General features: G+C 63.9%; 22 protein-coding genes. 13 read left to right on the top strand and 9 right to left on the bottom strand.

Features of this window, described 5'->3' with window-relative positions; all coding sequences use genetic code 11:
* The first annotated feature begins 84 nt into the window (after positions 1 to 84).
* On the top strand, positions 85 to 1,863 hold the full coding sequence (locus tag QMA15_RS25175) for a DEAD/DEAH box helicase (RefSeq protein WP_020907558.1): 1,779 nt from the start codon (positions 85 to 87) through the stop codon (positions 1,861 to 1,863).
* Positions 1,864 to 1,996: 133 nt separating this feature from the next.
* On the opposite strand, the gene QMA15_RS25170 is transcribed toward QMA15_RS25175, so the two are convergent.
* Positions 1,997 to 2,188, bottom strand: coding sequence for a hypothetical protein (locus tag QMA15_RS25170; RefSeq protein WP_003942643.1), 192 nt, complete (start codon positions 2,186 to 2,188; stop codon positions 1,997 to 1,999).
* 234 nt (positions 2,189 to 2,422) lie between these two features.
* Between QMA15_RS25170 and QMA15_RS25165 the strand changes: the two genes are divergently transcribed.
* The 4 genes from QMA15_RS25165 to QMA15_RS25150 all read left to right on the top strand — a co-directional run bounded on the left by QMA15_RS25165 (position 2,423) and on the right by QMA15_RS25150 (position 5,380).
* On the top strand, positions 2,423 to 2,800 hold the full coding sequence (locus tag QMA15_RS25165) for a DUF952 domain-containing protein (RefSeq protein ID WP_019748242.1): 378 nt from the start codon (positions 2,423 to 2,425) through the stop codon (positions 2,798 to 2,800).
* 86 nt (positions 2,801 to 2,886) lie between these two features.
* Positions 2,887 to 3,369, top strand: a complete 483-nt coding sequence (locus QMA15_RS25160; protein ID WP_021344116.1) for a cation:proton antiporter regulatory subunit — start codon at positions 2,887 to 2,889, stop codon at positions 3,367 to 3,369.
* A 7-nt stretch (positions 3,370 to 3,376) separates the two neighbouring features.
* Positions 3,377 to 4,549, top strand: coding sequence for a cation:proton antiporter (locus QMA15_RS25155; RefSeq protein ID WP_003943778.1), 1,173 nt, complete (start codon positions 3,377 to 3,379; stop codon positions 4,547 to 4,549).
* Between the two features lie 21 nt (positions 4,550 to 4,570).
* Positions 4,571 to 5,380, top strand: coding sequence for a tyrosine-protein phosphatase (locus QMA15_RS25150; protein ID WP_047888402.1), 810 nt, complete (start codon positions 4,571 to 4,573; stop codon positions 5,378 to 5,380).
* Positions 5,381 to 5,449: 69 nt separating this feature from the next.
* On the opposite strand, the gene QMA15_RS25145 is transcribed toward QMA15_RS25150, so the two are convergent.
* Both QMA15_RS25145 and ppgK read right to left on the bottom strand, forming a co-directional pair.
* Positions 5,450 to 6,808 (bottom strand): RNA polymerase sigma factor, encoded by a 1,359-nt coding sequence (locus tag QMA15_RS25145; RefSeq protein ID WP_019748245.1) that lies wholly within the window; start codon positions 6,806 to 6,808, stop codon positions 5,450 to 5,452.
* Positions 6,809 to 6,986: 178 nt separating this feature from the next.
* On the bottom strand, positions 6,987 to 7,754 hold the full coding sequence (ppgK, locus tag QMA15_RS25140; protein WP_037120333.1) for a polyphosphate--glucose phosphotransferase: 768 nt from the start codon (positions 7,752 to 7,754) through the stop codon (positions 6,987 to 6,989).
* 156 nt (positions 7,755 to 7,910) lie between these two features.
* On the opposite strand from ppgK, the gene QMA15_RS25135 reads away from it, so the two are divergent.
* Positions 7,911 to 8,789, top strand: coding sequence for an inositol monophosphatase family protein (locus QMA15_RS25135; protein WP_279164309.1), 879 nt, complete (start codon positions 7,911 to 7,913; stop codon positions 8,787 to 8,789).
* A 16-nt stretch (positions 8,790 to 8,805) separates the two neighbouring features.
* On the opposite strand, the gene cei is transcribed toward QMA15_RS25135, so the two are convergent.
* Positions 8,806 to 9,489 (bottom strand): envelope integrity protein Cei, encoded by a 684-nt coding sequence (cei, locus tag QMA15_RS25130; RefSeq protein WP_003942618.1) that lies wholly within the window; start codon positions 9,487 to 9,489, stop codon positions 8,806 to 8,808.
* Between the two features lie 533 nt (positions 9,490 to 10,022).
* Between cei and QMA15_RS25125 the strand changes: the two genes are divergently transcribed.
* Positions 10,023 to 10,325, top strand: a complete 303-nt coding sequence (locus QMA15_RS25125; protein WP_003942593.1) for a DUF4193 domain-containing protein — start codon at positions 10,023 to 10,025, stop codon at positions 10,323 to 10,325.
* 80 nt (positions 10,326 to 10,405) lie between these two features.
* Here QMA15_RS25125 and QMA15_RS25120 read toward each other — a convergent pair whose 3' ends face one another.
* Positions 10,406 to 10,903 (bottom strand): DUF3093 domain-containing protein, encoded by a 498-nt coding sequence (locus tag QMA15_RS25120; RefSeq protein WP_019748248.1) that lies wholly within the window; start codon positions 10,901 to 10,903, stop codon positions 10,406 to 10,408.
* A gap of 41 nt (positions 10,904 to 10,944) precedes the next feature.
* Between QMA15_RS25120 and dut the strand changes: the two genes are divergently transcribed.
* Complete coding sequence (gene dut, locus QMA15_RS25115) at positions 10,945 to 11,439, top strand: dUTP diphosphatase (protein WP_003942635.1); 495 nt, start codon at positions 10,945 to 10,947, stop codon at positions 11,437 to 11,439.
* 3 nt (positions 11,440 to 11,442) lie between these two features.
* Positions 11,443 to 12,282, top strand: a complete 840-nt coding sequence (locus tag QMA15_RS25110; RefSeq protein ID WP_070385148.1) for a DUF3710 domain-containing protein — start codon at positions 11,443 to 11,445, stop codon at positions 12,280 to 12,282.
* An 11-nt stretch (positions 12,283 to 12,293) separates the two neighbouring features.
* Here the strand turns inward: QMA15_RS25110 and QMA15_RS25105 are convergent, their stop codons facing one another.
* Positions 12,294 to 13,019, bottom strand: coding sequence for an alpha/beta hydrolase (locus tag QMA15_RS25105; RefSeq protein ID WP_279164311.1), 726 nt, complete (start codon positions 13,017 to 13,019; stop codon positions 12,294 to 12,296).
* Between the two features lie 138 nt (positions 13,020 to 13,157).
* Here QMA15_RS25105 and QMA15_RS25100 point away from each other — a divergent pair, with 138 nt between their 5' ends.
* Together QMA15_RS25100 and QMA15_RS25095 are read left to right on the top strand one after the other, a co-directional pair.
* Positions 13,158 to 13,532: an OB-fold nucleic acid binding domain-containing protein gene (locus QMA15_RS25100; RefSeq protein ID WP_003942613.1), complete on the top strand. Its 375-nt coding sequence runs from the start codon at positions 13,158 to 13,160 to the stop codon at positions 13,530 to 13,532.
* 52 nt (positions 13,533 to 13,584) lie between these two features.
* Entirely contained in the window at positions 13,585 to 14,298 is a 714-nt protein-coding gene (locus QMA15_RS25095) for a DUF3159 domain-containing protein (RefSeq protein ID WP_019748252.1), read from the top strand.
* Here QMA15_RS25095 and QMA15_RS25090 read toward each other — a convergent pair.
* The 3 genes from QMA15_RS25090 to QMA15_RS25080 all read right to left on the bottom strand — a co-directional run bounded on the left by QMA15_RS25090 (position 14,291) and on the right by QMA15_RS25080 (position 16,032).
* Positions 14,291 to 14,584: a GNAT family N-acetyltransferase gene (locus tag QMA15_RS25090; RefSeq protein ID WP_019748253.1), complete on the bottom strand. Its 294-nt coding sequence runs from the start codon at positions 14,582 to 14,584 to the stop codon at positions 14,291 to 14,293. The two genes, QMA15_RS25095 and QMA15_RS25090, sit on opposite strands and share 8 nt — an antisense overlap.
* A 33-nt stretch (positions 14,585 to 14,617) precedes the next feature.
* Positions 14,618 to 15,280, bottom strand: coding sequence for a TrkA family potassium uptake protein (locus QMA15_RS25085; RefSeq protein WP_003942632.1), 663 nt, complete (start codon positions 15,278 to 15,280; stop codon positions 14,618 to 14,620).
* Between the two features lie 86 nt (positions 15,281 to 15,366).
* Positions 15,367 to 16,032, bottom strand: a complete 666-nt coding sequence (locus QMA15_RS25080) for a TrkA family potassium uptake protein (protein ID WP_019748254.1) — start codon at positions 16,030 to 16,032, stop codon at positions 15,367 to 15,369.
* Positions 16,033 to 16,203: 171 nt separating this feature from the next.
* Between QMA15_RS25080 and QMA15_RS25075 the strand changes: the two genes are divergently transcribed.
* Together QMA15_RS25075 and QMA15_RS25070 are read left to right on the top strand one after the other, a co-directional pair.
* Positions 16,204 to 18,198 (top strand): APC family permease, encoded by a 1,995-nt coding sequence (locus tag QMA15_RS25075; protein ID WP_007732857.1) that lies wholly within the window; start codon positions 16,204 to 16,206, stop codon positions 18,196 to 18,198.
* A 48-nt stretch (positions 18,199 to 18,246) separates the two neighbouring features.
* The gene (locus QMA15_RS25070; RefSeq protein ID WP_069147242.1) at positions 18,247 to 19,515 is read left to right on the top strand and encodes a TRAM domain-containing protein; all 1,269 of its coding nucleotides are present in this window, start codon (positions 18,247 to 18,249) and stop codon (positions 19,513 to 19,515) included.
* Positions 19,516 to 19,541 lie beyond the last annotated feature (26 nt).

The following is a 19,541-nucleotide window of genomic DNA, read 5'->3' as shown; positions in this document are numbered from 1 at the left end:
GGCGGCGGCTAGGCTCGTCGCCGGACATTGATGAAAATTCGAGGAGCGCGAGACAACAGTGCGATTCCAGTGGAGGCGCGGCCTATGACGTCTGAGACCGTGGCAGCCGAGTTCGGCAATTCGCCCGAACCCGCCGGAGCTCAATCCGCGGGAACCCAACCTGGCGCCCCTACCGGTTCCCTTCGTGCATGGCAGCGCCGTGCACTGACCAAGTACCTTTCCAGCAGTCCGCGTGACTTTCTGGCGGTCGCAACGCCGGGAGCAGGTAAGACCACCTTCGCTCTGCGGGTAGCTTCGGAATTGCTCCGTGACCGGACGGTCGACCAGATAACCGTCGTGGCGCCGACCGAGCACCTCAAGCACCAGTGGGCGGAGTCCGCTCAGCGATCCGGCCTGGCATTGGACTCGCGGTTCTCCAACTCGACCGGCCAGACCTCGAGTGACTATCACGGCGTCGTGCTGACCTACGCCCAGGTTGCCTCGCACCCGTCGAAGCACCGTGTGCGCACCGAGGGCCGCAAGACGCTGGTCATCCTCGACGAGATCCACCACGGCGGCGACGCCAAGAGCTGGGGCGACGCCATTCGTGAGGCGTTCGGCGACGCGACCAGGCGTCTCGCACTGACCGGAACTCCGTTCCGCAGTGACGACAGTGCCATTCCTTTTGTCGAGTACGAGCCGGACAAGGAAGGTCTGCTCCGCTCGAAAGCCGATCACTCCTACGGATATTCGGATGCCCTCAAGGACGGCGTGGTTCGCCCCGTCGTGTTTCTCGCCTACTCGGGCGAGGCGCGGTGGCGAAACAACGCCGGCGAGGAATTCACCGCTCGGCTCGGCGAGCCGCTGAGCGCCGAGCAGACGACTCGGGCATGGCGTACGGCCTTGGACCCTGCCGGCGACTGGATTCCTGCCGTGCTGCAAGCAGCAGACACCCGTTTGGCGCAGCTGCGCAGTACGGGTATGCCCGATGCGGGCGGACTTGTCATCGCGACGGATCAGACAGTGGCCCGCGAGTACGCGAAGGCGTTGACAGCGATCACCGGCGAACAGCCGGCCGTCGTGCTGTCCGACGACCCCACCGCGTCCAAGCGAATCGCCGAATTCGGTGCGAGCGACCAGAAATGGATGGTCGCGGTGCGCATGGTGTCCGAGGGCGTCGACGTTCCCCGTCTGGCGGTCGGTGTGTACGCGACCAGCGCGTCGACCCCGCTGTACTTCGCTCAGGCGATCGGGCGCTTCGTGCGTTCGCGTCGTAAGGGCGAAACTGCCAGCGTCTTCCTGCCGTCGGTGCCGGTGCTTCTCGACCTTGCTGCACAGCTCGAGGCTCAGCGTGACCACGTACTCGGCAAGCCGCATCGTGAGAAGGACGGCCTCGAAGACGACCTGCTCGCCGATGCGAACAAGCAGAAGGACGAGCTGGGCGAGGAGGAGAAGGCGTTCACGTCCCTGGGCGCCGATGCCGAACTCGACCAGGTGATCTACGACGGATCGTCCTTCGGTACCGCGACATTCGCCGGAAGTGACGAGGAAGCCGACTACCTCGGTCTGCCAGGCCTACTCGACGCCGATCAGATGCGGGCATTGCTGCGTCAACGCCAGCAGACACAGGTCGAGGCCAACTCGGCCAAGGCCGCCGCACCGCAACCCACGGCGGCAGTGGTATCCGATCGAGCGGCCACGGCAGATCAGCTCGGAGCGCTCCGCAAGGAGCTGAACGGGTTGGTGGCGATGAACGTTCACCGCACCGGCAAACCACACGGCATCATTCACGCGGAACTTCGCCGAGTGTGCGGAGGCCCGCCGACGGCCATCGCGACTGTCGATCAGCTGACCGAGCGCATCGCGATCCTACGCAGCTGGTAGCAGCCGATACCGGTCCCGCACGCTTCGCGTGCTTGCGGCCCCGGAACGGCAGAACGGGCGATCACAGTGAATGTGATCGCCCGTTCTGGCGTTCATGGCGCGCCTCGTGAAGAGGCCACCCCCGGCTGACAGGTCAGATTGCGGGTTCGCTTTCGGAGACGACGGCATTCATCTCGCGAAGTCGATCCGCGTGTTCGGTTGCGTGGTGTCCGCAGAAGAGAAGCTCGCCGCCGGTGGGAAGCACGGCGCGTACGCGTGCTCCGGCACCGCACCGGTCGCACCGGTCGGCAGCGGTCAACTGTGGGCTGGTCAGTGTTCCGGGCATGACTCCTCCGTACTGGCTTTGCGGCATTCGGGCCGCGTGCCTGGGGCCTGGTCCGCCGCGTCGGAATGGCGCGGTAGATCCACTCTTACAGACGTTTGGGGTTTACGGGTTGTTCCCGAAGGCGTTTCTTAGTGTTGTGTCTCACTGGAAATGCGCTGGACAGGCATTCTCGGGTGAAGATTGTTCGCTGACAGCTGATTCGAATCGCCGACCTCAGCCCGATATTCTGGGCGGATGAACCCGGGACGCGAACCACTTGTCGACGAGAGCGTCGAGTTGCTCCACATGTGCACGCGCGAGGAATGGGCGCGGGCACAACAGCACGGCGAACGTATCCCCGACGGATTCGAGGCGGAGGGATTTGTTCACATGTCGACTCCGGCGCAAGTTCATCTCCCGGCGAATCGGATCTTCGCCGGCCGCGAAGACATAGTCCTTCTCGCCATCGATCCGGCCCTGCTCGGTGGTCAGGTCAAGTACGAACCGGGCGTCCCTTCTGACCCGGAATCGATGCGATTCCCGCATCTGTACGCCCCGATTCCGGTCGCAGCCGTCACCGCTGTCGTCGAGTATCTTCCGGACGAGAACGGCGTGTTTTCGCCGGTTCGGTAGGTCGCCGGTTCGCTCGCCGCGAAGTGCTCCCGGCGGATTGTGGCCCTCACGCGATGCAGGTCGCCGATCGGCGCTACCGTTGGTATATGAACGTAGAAGTCACCCCACTACCGGGGATCGGGACGCGCAAGGATTTTGTTCTGTCTTCCGGTCGTCGCGTGGGTGTCGTCACCCATCGGGACGGTCATACCGACCTCATCGTGTCCAAGGCAGACGACCCTGACGCGTGTGCTGCCTCGCTGCCTCTGACCACAGAGGAAGCAGCAGCGCTCAGCAATCTCCTGGGTGCCCCACAGCTCGTTGCGCAGCTCGAAGAAGAGCACCGTGACCTTCCGGGCATTCGAACCAAACAGCTCTACATCAAGGACGGTTCGCGCTACGACGGGCAGACCCTCGGGGACACAGGCATGCGCACGCGTACCGGAGTCTCCATCGTCGCCGTCATGCGTGCCGGACAGGTCAGCCCGTCCCCGAACCCCGACTTCACCTTCACCGGGGGAGATCTTCTCGTAGCAGTCGGAACGCCGGACGGTTTGGCCGCAGCGGCAAAAATCTTGGCCAACGGCTGACTGGCGCGTGGACACAACCACCCTCGCACTGATCGAACTCGGCGCGGTCTTCTTCGCGCTTGGACTGCTCGGACGACTCGCTGCTCGCGTGGGGATGTCGCCGATCCCGTTCTACCTGATCGGCGGCCTGTGCTTCGGACAGGGCGGTTTCATCCAACTCGGAGACATTGGCGAGTTCTCCCATCTGGCAAGTGAGATCGGGATCGTCCTGCTCTTGTTGCTGTTGGGGCTCGAATACACCGCGGCCGAGCTCGTGACCGGTCTCAAACGCTCACGCGTAGCGGGCATCGTCGACATCGTCCTCAACGCGACTCCCGGCGCGGTGGTCGGCTTGATTCTCGGCTGGGGCGTCGTGGGGGCGACGGTCATGGCCGGCGTCACCTACATCTCGTCTTCGGGAATCATCGCCAAGGTGCTCAGCGACCTGGGGCGCCTCGGTAACCGCGAAACACCGGTCGTGCTGTCGATTCTGGTGTTCGAAGACCTGGCGATGGCGCTGTATCTGCCGATTCTGACCGCGATGCTTGCGGGCGTCAGCTTCATGGGCGGGCTCGAAGCGGTCGGGATCTCGTTGTTGGTCATCACCGTGGTTCTTGTTGTGGCCCTGCGATACGGGCGGTACGTCTCCGCGCTCCTCGACAGTCCCGACAGCGAGACGCTCCTGCTCAAGCTGCTCGGTGCCGCACTGTTGGTTGCCGGCATCAGTTCGGCGATGCAGGTGTCGGCGGCTGTGGGCGCGTTCCTCCTCGGGATCGCGATCTCGGGGTCGACGGCGCACAATGCCAGTCGCGTGCTCGAGCCCCTTCGAGATCTGTTCGCTGCAATGTTCTTCGTGGTCTTCGGTCTCAACACCGATCCCAGTTCCATTCCGCCCGTCCTCGGGTGGGCTGCGATCCTGGCCGTCGTCACCGCGATCACGAAGCTGATCACCGGCGCCTGGGCGGCCAGACGTCAGGGTGTCGCGCGAATGGGTCAAGCGCGCGCCGGTGCCGCCCTGATCGCCCGCGGTGAGTTCTCCATCATCATCGCCGGGCTGGCGGTGTCCGCGGGTGCGGTCGACGCCGAACTGGCGGCATTGGCAACGGCTTACGTGCTCCTGATGGCGGTCATCGGTCCAGTGGCGGCAAGAGTTATCGAACCGGTTGCCTCGTTGTACATCAAGGTTCGTACGAAGTCCTGATTGCGGCCCTATTCTGTCCGGATGTCGAACAGAATCGCCCGTCCCGCCGCGACAGTCCTGTGCGCGGTGATCCTCTCGTGCGGTCCGGTGCCGGCGCTCGCCGGGGGAATACCCGCGCTCGAACAAGCCGGACCTGCAGCTGCGCAGGTTGCCGCAGACCGATCGCTGCATCTCGAGGGTGCGTCGAACGCGCGTGACATCGGCGGTTACGTCACCGAGGAGGGGCGGACCGTTCGGTGGGGGAAGGTGTTTCGCTCGAATGCCCTCGACAAGCTGACGCCGTCGGATCTCGCGTCGTTGAGCGAACGCGGAGTGGAATCGGTGGACGACTTCCGCACGGTCGTCGAACGGACGCTCTCGCAGGACCGCATTCCGAACGGGGCACGAACCAACTGGTTCGACGTCATCGGAACCAACCCCGCCAACCTCCCGGCTCTGGTGGACATGCCCACGATGTACGCGTTGATGGCGACCGATCCGGGGGCGAGCCGCGCATTCCACGATGCTCTGGTGAACGTCGCGAACACCGAGGGTGCAGTCCTCTACCACTGCTCGGCGGGCAAGGACCGTACCGGCTGGATGACTGCGGTTCTTCTGACCCTCCTCGGCGTGAGCCGCGCCGACGTGAACGCCGACTACATGCTCAGCAACCAGTACCTCACCGGACCTCGCACCGGGAGTGCGTTCATCGACGGCGTCGAACAGTCGTGGCTGGACACGTCTTTCGCCACGGTGGATCGGGTGTACGGCAACTTCGACAACTACGTCCGGGACGGCCTGCAGTTGAGCGACGGGGACATCGCACAACTCCGGGACACACTCTTGGCCTGAGGCGGCAAACGAAGAAGAGCCGCTCTCCGGAAATCCGGAGAGCGGCTCTTCTTCGTATAGCTGGTGTGACTAGTCGAGGTAGTCGCGCAGAACCTGCGAACGCGACGGGTGGCGCAGCTTCGACATCGTCTTCGATTCGATCTGACGGATACGCTCACGCGTGACGCCGTAGACCTGTCCGATTTCGTCTAAAGTCCTCGGCTGGCCGTCGGTGAGGCCGAAGCGGAGGCGAACCACGCCGGCTTCGCGCTCGGACAGCGTCTCGAGTACCGACTGCAGCTGATCCTGCAGCAAAGTGAACGAGACGGCGTCGACTGCGACAACAGCTTCGGAGTCCTCGATGAAGTCACCGAGTTGGCTGTCGCCCTCGTCGCCGATGGTCTGGTCGAGAGAGATCGGCTCACGCGCGTACTGCTGGATTTCCAGCACCTTCTCCGGCGTGATGTCCATTTCCTTGGCAAGCTCTTCCGGCGTGGGCTCACGGCCCAGGTCCTGGAGCAGCTCACGCTGGATACGGCCGAGCTTGTTGATGACCTCGACCATGTGCACCGGGATGCGGATGGTGCGAGCCTGGTCGGCCATTGCGCGGGTGATGGCCTGACGGATCCACCACGTGGCGTAGGTCGAGAACTTGTAACCCTTGGTGTAGTCGAACTTCTCGACTGCACGGATCAGACCGAGGTTGCCTTCCTGGATGAGGTCCAGGAACGCCATGCCGCGGCCCGTGTAGCGCTTGGCCAGCGAGACGACCAGGCGAAGGTTGGCCTCGAGGAGGTGGTTCTTGGCGCGGTTGCCGTCGCGGCAGATCCAGCTCATGTCGCGTCGCTGAGCTGCAGGCAACTTCTCGCCCTTGTCAGCAAGATCCTGCATGATCTGCACGGCGTAGAGGCCGGCCTCGATGCGCTTGGCCAGTTCGACTTCCTCTTCGGCGTTGAGGAGTGCGACCTTGCCGATCTGCTTGAGGTAAGCGCGAACCGAGTCGGCGGACGCCGTCAGTTCGGCGTCCTTGCGTGCCTGGCGAAGAGCCTCGGACTCTTCCTCGTCCCAGACGAAGTCGCCGGAAGCCTTGTCCTTTTCGGACGGCTCTGCAGCGGTCTCTTCGTCTTCGCCGACTGCTACGACCTCGACGACATCGGACTCGACCTCGGCAAGGTCGCCGTCCGTGATGTCGATGTCTTCCAACTCGACATCGCCGTCTTCGGCATCAGGATCGCCGGCCTTCTTGGGGCTGGCCTTCTTAGCTGCTGCCTTCTTGGCCGGAGCTTTCTTGGCCGGAGCCTTCTTTGCTGCTGCCTTCTTGGCGGGAGCCTTTTTCGCCGGAGCCTTCTTGGCTGCCGGAGCGGTGACGGTGGCCGCCTCCACGGCTGGAGATTGTGGCTCTGACTCTGATGGAGAATCAGCAGTCTGACGTGTATCGGTGGCTGCCACGTACGCCCTTTCGTGACGGTGTCGTGCGGCGTCACGCCAGAGTGGTGATCCGGCGGAGAGGTCAATGGTTGTTGGCCGGCGCGCAGCCGGACTTCACCATTGTAACGACTCTCAGGAAACTCTTACGTCACGGCGGGCCGTAACAGGTAGATTTTCCGCTTTTCACGTGCAGGTTTTCTCATCCGGCGACGGGGGCCGGCCTGGTCAGTCCGACCGACGCGAGCGCAGCTCCGGCGATTCCAGCGGTGTTGAGGAGGGTGGCGGGGACGACCTTCGTGCGGTTGGTCAGGTGCGGAATCCACTTCTCGTGCTTGCGGCTGATTCCGCCTCCGGCGATGAAGAGATCAGGCCACAGCAGGTTCTCGAAGGTGGTTAGAACTCGGGAGACCTCGACCGCCCACTCCTTGTAGCTCCAGTCCTTTTTTTCCTTCACCGACGACGCCGCTCGATGCTCGGCTTCCTTGCCGTCGACCTCGAGGTGGCCGAACTCGGTGTTGGGCAACAGAACTCCGTTGTGCAACACGGCAGATCCGATTCCGGTGCCGAAGGTCAAGAGGATCACGACGCCGGAGGTGTCCTTGCCCGCGCCGAACGAGTCCTCGGCAATTCCGGCGGCGTCGGCGTCGTTGAGGACGGTGACTTCGCGCCCGCCCAGGGCCTTGCCGAAGAGCGAGGCCGCGTCGGTGTCGATCCAGGACTTGTCGATGTTCGCGGCGCTGCGCGCGACGCCGCCGGTCACGACAGCGGGCAACGTGATGCCGACCGGCCCGGTCCACTTTGCCTGCTCGACGATCTCGGCCACAGTGCCCGCGATCGCATCGGGAGTGGACGGCTGCGGGGTCAAGATCTTGATGCGGTCACCGATCATTTCCCCGGTGCTCAGGTCGATCGTGCCGCCCTTGACGCCGCTGCCGCCGACGTCGATCCCGAAACCTGTGGTTGTCATCGTCCTGCGCTCCTGAGTGTCGAATTCGAGGTCACGATCTACCGTTGCAAACACTAACCCGAACAAGGACTCGGGCGCGTGCGACTCCAGGCGTTCGAGTGGTGCCCCTCGGTAGAGATGTGTTGCGATGGTCCGGTGCGCCCTTCAGAAAGAACGTTGCCCGACTTTTCCGCCGATTCTCTGGACCCCGCACAATTGCGGGCAGTTGCCGTAGCCGTCGCCGAACGCGCAGCCGAACACGTCCGCGTGCGTCGGCCCGAGGTATTCGGCCTGGTGGGTTCCGGTGCCTCCGAGGGTGGTTCGGTTGCTGCGAAGAGCACGCCGACCGATCCCGTCACGGTGGTCGATACCGAAACCGAACAGGTGATTCGCGACCTTCTGGCGCAATTGCGCCCTGCAGATTCGATCTTGGGTGAGGAAGGTGGCGGAGACACCGACGATTCCGCGGGAGTTCGATGGGTTGTCGATCCCATCGACGGCACGGTGAATTTTCTCTACGGAATCCCCGCATTCGCCATTTCGGTGGCCGTACAGATCGACGGGATCTCAGTGGCCGGGGCTGTTGTCGACGTGTCGCTGGAAACAACGTATTCCGCGCACCGGGGCGGCGGCGCAACCATGGCCACGGCCGACGGCGTCCTCGGCGAACTGCACGCCAATGAGGTGACCGAACTGTCAATGGCTCTGTTGGCCACCGGTTTCGGCTACGGAGCGGATCGCCGAAAGGTGCAGGGCACCTTGATCGGGCAGATCCTGCCGCAGGTTCGCGACATCCGACGCATAGGTTCGGCTGCTTTGGATCTGTGCATGGTTGCCACCGGCCGGGTCGACGCTCACTTCGAGCACGGGCTGAGTCCGTGGGACTGGGCCGCGGGCTCCCTGATCGCTTCCGAAGCGGGCGCCGTGATCAACGTCCCGGCGCCCAATTCCACGTCGGCCGACGGCGATGTCGTCTATGCGGTGGCTCCGGCGATCGCCGAGCAGTTCGCGCACATGCTCAGTTCGATCGGCGCAGATCAGCCGATTCCGAGCTGAGGCCGAACCGGGTTTGTCAGCAGCGCGCCGTGCGCGCTGCTTTGAGCAGTGCGATGTCCATCGGAGCGACTTCGGCGTTTGCGGGCTGCTCGGCCAGAGCATGCAGGATCGCGGTGGCGTCGGTGTTGGGGGTCAGGGCGCCCTTGTTGTAGGTGCCGAGAGCCAGGTCGACGGTGTCGTCGCCGCGGCCGTCCTGGACCAGTTCGGCGCAGGGGGCGACCAGCCAGACGGAACTGGCGGCGGCGAGGCCGTTCGCTCCGAAGCGGATCTGGCCCTGGCACTCCATGTTCTGGTCGACGTAGACGGGGTCGTTTCCGACCTGGACGTCCGGCGCGCTGGAGAAGCCGAACTCGCTCAGTTGCGCTGCCACCTGGGCGGCCTGACCGTGTTCGCCGTTGGCATTGAACACACGAACCTTGGTGGCCGCCAGGGGAGCGGGATCCACGTCGAGCAGCTTCGAACGGTCGACGACGGTTCCCAGCGGTAGTGGCGCCGCTGCCGAGGGATCGGAGGAAGGCTGCGGGAGGTTGCAGGCGACGGTGTCACTGACTTCTGCCTCGGCGCTCAGGATGCGGACCCACAAGACACTGCCGATCAATGCGAGTACCGCGAACACGGCGATCACCGGCCACGCGCGCCGACGGCGGAACGGACGTCCCTGGTCATCGGTAGAGCTGCCTTCGGTGATCAGAGAAACCACGGTATCCCTCGACTTTCTTGACGAAACTTCTACTTCGCCATCGGGCCGAGCGGCGCCGGCATGACGTTCGGTGCCTACCTTAGAGGGCTTGTGTGACGACACAGCCGAAGCGCGGCTCGACGCGTCGGGCCGCTGGCGATCGCCCAACGGTAGTTGGGCAACTAGCGGGCAGTTTCTACCCGGATCCGGTCTGAAAATGTCGCCGAAAGGTCACAACTTGCTCTTGCCTTGGTGACAATTCGCAGTCGTTTTTCGGAAATTTCCGATTCGGTTACTACTTTCGTGCTCACGTCGGCTACTGTCTGGCGGCCCAGGTCGTTCAACTGGGCATCGGCCGGACGCCGAAATGACAACCAAATGAGGCGCAGATCACGTTCCCGGAAGGAACTTCCGGGCACTAATTCCAGTCCTGCAGCGTTATGCAGCGACAGGGAATGATCTGGATGCCACGGCGGTTTCCATGCGCATCAAGGATCTACCGGATTCTCGGCGCACACGGGACCGGGATACACGAAGAGGATGGGGTAGACGAGATGGCAACTGACTACGACGCACCGAGGCGTACAGAGTCCGACGAGGTTTCGGAGGACTCTCTCGAGGAGCTGAAGGCGCGACGCAACGAAGCGCAGTCAGCCGTCGTCGACATCGACGAGACGGACACCGCGGAGTCCTTCGAGCTGCCGGGTGCCGACCTTTCCGGCGAGGAACTCTCGGTTCGAGTTGTTCCGAAGCAGGCAGACGAGTTCACGTGTTCGAGCTGCTTCCTGGTTCATCACCGCAGCCGCCTGGCCAGTGATGCCAACGGACAGCTCGTATGCATGGACTGCGCTGCCTGATCTCCCTTCCCGGTGGTCGACCCGTCAGCTCGCGGGTCGACCAAGGGTCGGGAAGTACTGCTTTGCTGTGACCGCGCTGGTCAGCGATCCAGCGCAGCCAGCAGATCAGCGGGACGACGTGTGCTCACCAGCCAGTACGGCGTGGGATCCTCCGGGTCGTCGAGCACGATCAACACCATTGTCTTGACCCATGGGCGATGTTGGACGAACGCCGACGGATCGAGTTGGCGCCCCATCGCCGCACTCTTTGCGGAAGCCGGCACTGCTGCCGCCCGCGAAATCAGTTCGACCGGCAGGTGGGCTCGACCCACGTGCAGTTCTTTCACCCCTGCTGTCTCCACCACCTCGACGCGCATCCGGCTGAGCCAGAATGCCGCCCAGATCGGGATGGGGAGCAGCACGACGTACGCCAGGTACGAGAGAAGCCCCGGGCGGCCCATGTGGACCTCGGCCGCGAGGAGTCCGGCTACGGCCAGCCCGGCGATCCACCACCAGATCGGCACCCACAGGCGCTCGGAGAACAGCGTCGTGGACGGGGGCGTTGTGGTGGCGACGTCAGGTCGAGATGTTTCGGGCACCTGTCAAGGATAGTCCGTCGCTACGAGTAGTCTTGGCCCACGTGAGCGACCATCTCTCCATCGCCTTGAAGCGACTGGATCCAGACCTGCCCGTTCCACAGCGTGCACATCCCGGAGATGCGGGTGTGGATCTGTGCTCCACCAGCGATGTCACCATCGAACCCGGCCACCGAACACTGGTCGGAACGGGGATCGCGATCGCTTTGCCGGTGGGCACCGTCGGGTTGATCCATCCGCGTTCCGGGCTTGCCGCAAAATCGGGACTGTCGATCGTGAACGCGCCCGGAACCGTGGACGCGGGATACCGGGGCGAACTCAAGGTCTGCTTGATCAATCTCGATCCGGCCACAGCCATCGACATCCGCCGCGGTGACCGAATCGCTCAGCTCGTGGTTCAACGAGTCGAACTTCCGGTTTTCGAGGAAGTCGAGTCGCTGGACGACACGACCAGAGGAACCGGAGGCTACGGTTCCAGCGGCGGTCACGCGATACTCGATACCGATGCGCCTGGCGCGGTCGTCGGAGAGGGAGTCTGAATCATGTTCGGACGCAAGAAGAAGACAGACGTCGACGAGGAACCCACCAGCTTCTTCGGTGACGAGAACGACGAGTCGGTGGAGATCGACGAGGTCGAAGACGATCTCGACGTCGCCGGCGACGAGTTCGGCGACGAATCGGAAGGCCCTTACGACATCACGGAGATCGATTCCGACGATCCGACGGCAGGCCGTGACGGTCAGCGCCTGGATCTCGGTTCCGTTCTGGTGCCGATGCCGACCGGCGGACAGTTGCAGGTCGAGATGGCACCCAACGGTTCGCCGCAGGCCGTGCACCTGGTCACCGAACATGGCCGCATCACGGTTGCTGCATACGCCGCCCCGAAATCACCCGGTCAGTGGCGTGAGGTCGTTGCCGAGCTCGCGCAGTCGCTTCGCGACGACAATTCTGCGGTGAGCGTCGAGAACGGCCCTTGGGGCCGGGAACTGGCTGCCGTGACGGCCAACATGGACCTGCGGTTCATCGGCGTCGACGGTCCGCGGTGGATGGTGCGCTGCGTGGTTGCGGGTCCGAGCGGATCCACCGCCGCGAACACCCCTTTGGTGGCAATCGCACGCGACATCCTGCGAGACACCGTCGTCAACCGAGGATCGGAGCCGCATCCGGTGCGGACACCGCTGCCCGTCGTGCTCCCGCAGGTACTCGCCGAGCAGTTGGCGGCCGCACACGAGCAGCAGTTGGCGACAGCGCAGCAGCAACAGGTTGCCGCCCAGCAGCAACAGCAGTCAGCTCCGCCCGCTCCGCCGGCACCTCCAGCGCGACCGACCCCGCCGCCGCGTAGCGGCGAATCCGGTTCTGCCATGCAGCAATTGGGTCAGTAGCAGGGTTTCTTTCAGGCGCTCGCGGTGGTATCGGATTCGATCGCCGCGAGCGCTTTGATGCAGGTGGCCCCGAGAACCGCGGGGTCGCGCCCGATCATGTCGAGCGTCGTCGTGGCGACTGCGCCGCGGGGGAGTGTATTCGCCCAGGCCTGCGCCACTGCCGCGGGATGAACCGGATCGTCCACCGCCGAAGCGATGCCGACCGGAATGCCCACCGCCTGTAACGCGCTCTCGCTGAGCGAGTGGTACGACGCCGCCTCGTCGAGCGCGGCCGGGAGATCGGGCCATTGAGAGCGCCAGGAGCGCTCGAGTTCGGCTCCGAGCCACGCCGGACTCGACGCGAGCATCGCTGCGATCACCGCCTCCAATCCTTCGGAGCGCAGTTGTGCTGCGGTGAACCTCGCGCTCGCTGCAGCGGGTGCGTCGTCCGCCGACCCGATCCAGGCCGGAAGCGCTGCCAACACACTCACGGTTCTATCGGGGTTCTCGGCGGCCCACTGGAGCGCCACGGCGGCCCCGATCGAGACGCCTCCGACGATGATTCGGCCGTGCGTGTCCGCGGCTCGGTCCATCGCGTCCAGATAGCCGTCCACGACACGCCGAGGGTCCGGTTCAATTGCGACGATGCGCACACCCAGAGCCGCTAGCGGCGCCCGGAATGCGCGGTCTGCGAAGTGGGCGTCAGAGCCTGTACCTGGGAGAACGACGGCAACGGTCGCCGATTCTGAGTTCTGCATCTTTTGATCTTGCCCGGTGCCCCCGAGACGCGGACTGACCGGTGTGGTTACACGCTCGTAATGGGTCTACAGTGGCGATCACACAGCCCTTCACGTGACGCGAAACCCTTGCGTCACACATGTTCGCAGGAGCGCGCAATGGCACCCGCCGCCGCAGGATATTTTCGTCGACTGACCCAGCGTCTGACCGAGGACGTCGACCAGTTGGACGCCCAGGAGATGGCCGAGTCCAACAAGGCTTCCGGAGGTCAGAAGGCCTGCGATTGTCGTCGCGGTGAAGAAGTCACGATGGTGGGCCGACTCCGCAGCGTCGACGCGTGTCCCAAGTCGGGAAATGCCAGCATCGAGGCCGAGTTCTTCGACGGCACCGAGGTGATCAATCTCGTCTGGATCGGGCGTCGCCGGATCCCGGGAATCGAGACCGGTAAGACCCTGCTGATCCGCGGCCGTGTGGGCGAGCGTGACGGTCGCAAGGCGATCTTCAACCCTTACTACGAACTGCGCGGCGAATAGGCGCGTTTCCCGCATTTACCGTGCAACTCGGTGACTGTGGCACCCTCGACAGGTGACTGAAACACAACAGCGATCGGTAATCGACCAACTCGGCGGGCTGAGTGGTCTGATCTATTCGTCTTTGCCGATTCTGATTTTTGTCCCGGTCAACAGCATCTGGAACCTTACCGCGGCAATCTGGGCCGCATTGGGCGTCGCTGTCGCTATCGCGGCCTGGCGCCTTTTCCGCAAGGATTCCCTCCAACCCGCAATTTCCGGGTTTCTCGGAGTCGGAGTTTCCGCGTTCATCGCCTATCGCACGGGCGATGCCAAAGGATATTTCCTCTTCGGTATCTACACGAGCCTCGCCTACGGTGCGGTCTTCCTGATTTCCATCCTCGTGCGCTGGCCCCTCGTCGGAATCATCTGGGGTTATCTCAACGGGCACGGCAATCTCTGGCGCAAGCACAGCTCCGCCGTCCGGCTCTACGACATCGCGACGGCGGCGTGGGCGCTGGTCTTCGGTGCACGGTATCTCGTTCAGTCACAGCTCTACGACACCGACCACACCGGATGGCTCGCAGTCGCGCGTATCGGCATGGGTTGGCCGTTGACCGGTTTGGTGCTGCTCGTGACGGTCTGGGCTGTGCGGAAGGCCGATCGCATCGTCGAGCCGGAACCGGTTGTGGAGCCCGAAAGCAGCGAGCCCACCGCAACGGACGCAGGGTCCGAAGAGGTGGGCTCGGTGAATCTGACGAAGCCGCGCGAAGACCGCGATCTCAGCTGATCAGGTCCTGGTACTCGGGGTGCTTGTCGAGAAACTTCACGACGTACGGGCAGACCGGGTGAACCTTGAGGCCACGGGCGCGTAGGTCGTCCAGAGCCTGGCGGACCAGAATCGCGGCCAGCCCGAATCCTTCGAAGGCCGGGTAGATCTCGGTGTGGTTGAACGAGACGACGTCACCGGACGTGGTGTAGTCCTCGATGCCGGCGAGGTCGCCGTCTGCATGGATCTCGTACCGGCTCTGGGCTGGATTGTCGGTGACTACGGTGTTTTCGGGTGCTTGTGCCATGTGATTCCCTTTCGTCGTCAGTGTGTTCGTCGGTCAATTCTCCAGGCGGAGTGCAACGCGCAACTGATCCTCGGCGTCAACGGCCGCGACGAACAGGAGTTCGTCTCCACCTTCGATGGGATCGTCCATCTGCGGGACGATCACACGCCCGCCCCGCAGAATGGTGACCAGTGCGCAGTCCCGCGGAAGTTCGAGCTTCTTGACGGCTTTTCCGGCAAGAGGTGTGTTGTCGGGCAACGTGATCTCGACGAGATTGGCCTGCCCCTGCCGCAGTGTCATCAGTTTGACCAGGTCACCGACGGAGACGGCTTCTTCGACGAGCGAAGCGAGCATCCGCGGTGTCGAGACGGCGACGTCGACGCCCCACGACTCGTCGAAGAGCCATTCGTTGCGGGGATCATTGACGCGGGCGACAACTCGGCGAACGCCGAACTCGGTTTTCGCGAGCAGACTGAGGACCAGGTTGGCCTTGTCGTCTCCGGTTGCGGCGATCACGACCTCGTAGGACTCCATCGACGCGTCCTCGAGGCGGCTGAGTTCGCACGCGTCCGCGTGTACCCACTTCGCCTCGGGCACCGACTCCGGTTCGATGTGATCGAGTTTGCGCTCGATCAGCATGACGTCGTGTGAGCTTCGAATCAGCTCTCGCGCAATGGAGCGGCCTACGGCGCCGGCTCCGGCGATGGCGACCTTCATCGAGAACTTCCAATCACGTTGTAGTGCAACACAGTCGCAGGCTTGTTGTGAGGGGCGGCGTTCGGATCAGTCATCTGCGGCCTCCGTCAGTCGTCACTCGGCGGCGGGTTGCCGGCCAGTGCGATCGCTTCGGCGACAGTTCCCGATACCGCGGCGATGTAGACCTGGTCGTCGGCCTGGATGACGGTCTTGCGATCGGGGAGCACGCCGGTTCCGAATCGGATGATGAAGGCGACTCTCGAACTGGTCGCGCTCTCGAGGAGTGCGATCGGCTTGCCGGCCCAATCCTCGTGCAGGGCAAGTTCGGTAATCGCAACAGTGCCCGAAGGATCGCGCCACTTCGCGGTCTGACTTTCCTTGGTCAGCGTGTGAAGGAAGCGATCCGTCGACCACGGCACGGTCGCGACGGTGGGGATGCCGAGGCGCTCGTAAACAGCGGCACGCTTGGCGTCGTAAATACGCGCGACGACGCGTTCGACGCCGAAAGTCTCGCGTGCGACTCGCGCCGCGATGATGTTGGAGTTGTCTCCCGATGACACCGCAGCGAAGGCGTCGGCCCGCTCGATGCCCGCCCGGACCAGCACGTCACGGTCGAACCCCATTCCCAGAACCTTGGTTCCCGGGAAGTCGAGATCGAGACGCAGAAACGCACTCTGATCGCGGTCGATGACGGCGACCTCATGTCCGATCCTGGTCAGAGACGCGGCGAGGGAAGAACCCACTCGACCGCACCCCATGATGACGACATACACGCCCTACTCCGTTCATGGACCCTCATGGCGCGATTGCACGCCGAATCGAACGGTACAGCCCCTCACGGGAAGAGCAAGTACAACGGTCGCCTGCGTGCCGGGTGTCACGACAAAAGGTGAAGTTGGGGCTCTGATGACTCCGAATCGGGCGAGACGGCTTACGCTTTGCACGTGTCTAAGCTCTCGACCGCTACCAAGCGGCTCCTGCTCGGTCGGCCGTTCCGAAGCGACAAACTCGGGCACACGCTGCTACCCAAGCGAATTGCACTACCGGTCTTCGCGTCCGACGCGATGTCGTCCGTCGCGTATGCCCCCGAAGAAATCTTCCTGGTTCTCTCCGTCGCGGGTATTTCCGCGTATGCGTACACGCCCTGGATCGGATTGTCCGTCGCCATCGTCATGGCTGTGGTGGTGGCGAGTTACCGCCAGAACGTCCATGCATACCCGTCCGGTGGCGGCGACTACGAGGTTGCAACGGTCAACCTCGGCCCGACCGCCGGTCTGACCGTCGGTAGTGCGCTGATGGTCGACTACGTGCTGACGGTCGCCGTGTCGATCTCGTCGGCGGCGTCGAACATCGGCTCGGCTCTGCCGTTCGTCGCGCAGCACAAGGTGTTGTTCGCGGTTGCGGCGATCGTGTTGCTGACCGCGGTCAACCTTCGCGGTATCCGTGAATCCGGTACCGCGTTCGCAATTCCGACCTACGCATTCATCGTCGGCATGTTCCTGATGCTCGGGTGGGGATTCTTCCGGATCTACGTTCTTGGTGAAGACGTGCACGCGGAATCGTCGTCGTTCACACTCAACGCCGAGGATTCGCATCTGTACGGAATTGCCTTCGCGTTCCTGATCGCGCGCGCCTTCTCCTCGGGCTGTGCTGCATTGACCGGCGTCGAGGCCATCAGTAACGGCGTACCGGCGTTCCAGAAGCCGAAATCGCGCAACGCGGCCACGACCTTGCTGCTGCTCGGGTCGATCGCCATCGTCCTGTTGATGGGCATCATCATCCTGGCTCAGAAGATCGGCATCGTCTACGCACACAATCCGCAGGAACAGCTGGTCGGTGCGCCGGAGGGTTACCACCAGAAGACCTTGATCGCGCAGATCGCCGAAGCCGTGTTCAGTGGTTTCCCGATCGGATTCTTCTTCATGGCGATCGTCACGGCACTGATCTTGGTTCTGGCCGCGAACACCGCGTTCAACGGATTCCCGGTACTCGGATCGATCCTGGCGCAGGACCGGTACCTACCGCGTCAGCTGCACACGCGCGGCGACCGACTGGCATTCAGCAACGGAATCCTCTTCCTCTCCGGTGCTGCGATCGCATTCGTCGTGGTGTTCGGCGCCGAGGTCACCAAGCTCATCCAGCTGTACATCGTCGGCGTCTTCGTCTCGTTCGTGCTCAGCCAGACGGGCATGATCAAGCACTGGACTCGGCATCTGAAGTCCGAGACCGACAAGGCACAGCGGGCCCGGATGCAGCGCTCGCGAGTGATCAATTCGATCGGTCTCGCAATGACCGCCACCGTCCTGATCATCGTTCTGATCACCAAGTTCGCTGCCGGCGCCTGGATCGCCATCGTCGCGATGGTCGCGATCTTCATCGTGATGAAGATGATCCGCAAGCACTACGACAGCGTCGCAGCCGAGCTCGAGGAGCAGGAGTGGGACGGCGTACTTCCCAGCCGCACACACTCGATCGTGCTCGTCTCGAAGTTGCACATGCCGACCATGCGAGCTCTCGCCTACGCGCGAGCCACGCGACCGGACACCCTCGAAGCCATCACGGTCAACGTCGACGAGCCCGACACCCGTGCACTCGTGCGTGAGTGGGAGAAGAGCGACGTGACGGTTCCGCTCAAGGTGATCGAGTCGCCGTACCGCGAAATCACCAAGCCGGTTCTCGATTACGTCAAGCGTGTACGACGCGATGCTCCGCGTGATGTCGTCACCGTCTTCATTCCCGAGTACGTCGTCGGACACTGGTGGGAGCAGATCCTGCACAATCAGAGCGCGCTTCGTCTGAAGAGTCGTCTGCTCTTCCAGCCCGGCGTGATGGTGACCAGCGTTCCGTGGCAGCTGAGTTCGTCGGCAAAGGCAAAGCCGCTGGACATCGAGAAGACCGCAGGCGCCACGCGTCGCGGTTACGACACCGGCGAGAAATGATCACCGGCGAAAAATGATCGGCAACATCGAAATGGCAGGCGTAGTTCGTTGAGTGAGAATTGGACCGGGCAGACCTTCGAGGTCGATCTGGGCAACCCCGGTCACGGCGGGTTCGTCGTCGCCCGGCACGAGGGACGGGTCGTGTTCGTCCGTCACGGTTTGCCGGGGGAGCGGGCGCTGGTCCGGGTGACGGAGGACAAGGGCGGATCGTTCTGCCGCGCCGACGCGATCACAGTTCTCGACGCATCTGCGCATCGCATCGATCCGACATGCCCGATCTCCGGCCCGGGCGGGGCGGGCTGCTGCGACTACTCGCATGCGGATCTGAGTGTCCAACGTGAGATGAAGACCTCGGTCGTGCGTGAGCAGCTTCTGCGACTCGCTCGTGTCGAATCGGACGTCGCGGTAGAGGAACTACCTGGAACCGGAGACGGAACGGGTTGGCGCACGCGAGTCCGGTTGGCGGTGGACGGGCACGGGGTCGCGGGATACCACGCGTACCGGAGCAACCGGATCGTCACGGACCTGCGCTGCACCCAGATCGATCAGAGCGCGTACGACGGTCTCGGCGGTGCGCAATGGGCGCCAGGGAGCGAGCTGCAGGTCGTTCTCGACGCTGCCGGTCAGCGGCACGTCGTGGAAATTGCCGCACCCGCGGTGTCCAAGACGGGACGGCGGACGCCGGGGCGTCGCGGCGCGATGGCACGCCGAGCGGCGAGCGGCGGCCCGCGAAAGACCCGAGTGGCCATCGGATCGGACACAGTGACCGAGCGCGTCGGCAATCGAGAATGGGCGCTGGCCGCGACCGGTTTCTGGCAGGCCCATCGCGGCGCTGCGAACGCGTACTCACAGGTGGTCGGGGAGTGGGCCGGAGCCGCTACCGCGGACACGGCGTGGGATCTCTACGGCGGAGTCGGGGTTTTCGCATCCGTGCTCGCCGACCTTGTCGGGCCGTCCGGCGTGGTGGAGTCAGTCGAATCTTCGGCGCGCGCAGTTGCGGACGGGCGGGCAGCTCTGTCCGATCTCGGTCAGGTGCGCTTCCACAGCGCCCGCGTCGAGAACGTCATCGCGGATCTGGAGCGTTCGCCTGCCGTCGTCGTGCTCGACCCGCCACGTGCGGGAGCCGGCCGTCCGGTCGTGGAAGCTCTCGCCGCAACGGGCGCCGAACGGATCGTGCACATCGGGTGCGACCCGGCGTCGTTCGGCCGCGATATCGGTCTCTACCTGGAGCAGGGCTTCAGAATCGGCGGCCTCCGGGCGTTCGACGCCTTCCCTCAGACACACCACATGGAGTGCATCGCGCTCCTCGAACGCTGACGCGTCCCGAAATCTTTCCCTGAAAC

The organism is Rhodococcus sp. APC 3903, from assembly GCF_030407755.1.
GTDB classification, from domain to species: domain Bacteria; phylum Actinomycetota; class Actinomycetes; order Mycobacteriales; family Mycobacteriaceae; genus Rhodococcus_F; species Rhodococcus_F erythropolis.
The sequence above is the reverse complement of the archived record's forward strand: the minus strand, read 5'-3'. Positions and strand labels throughout refer to the sequence as shown.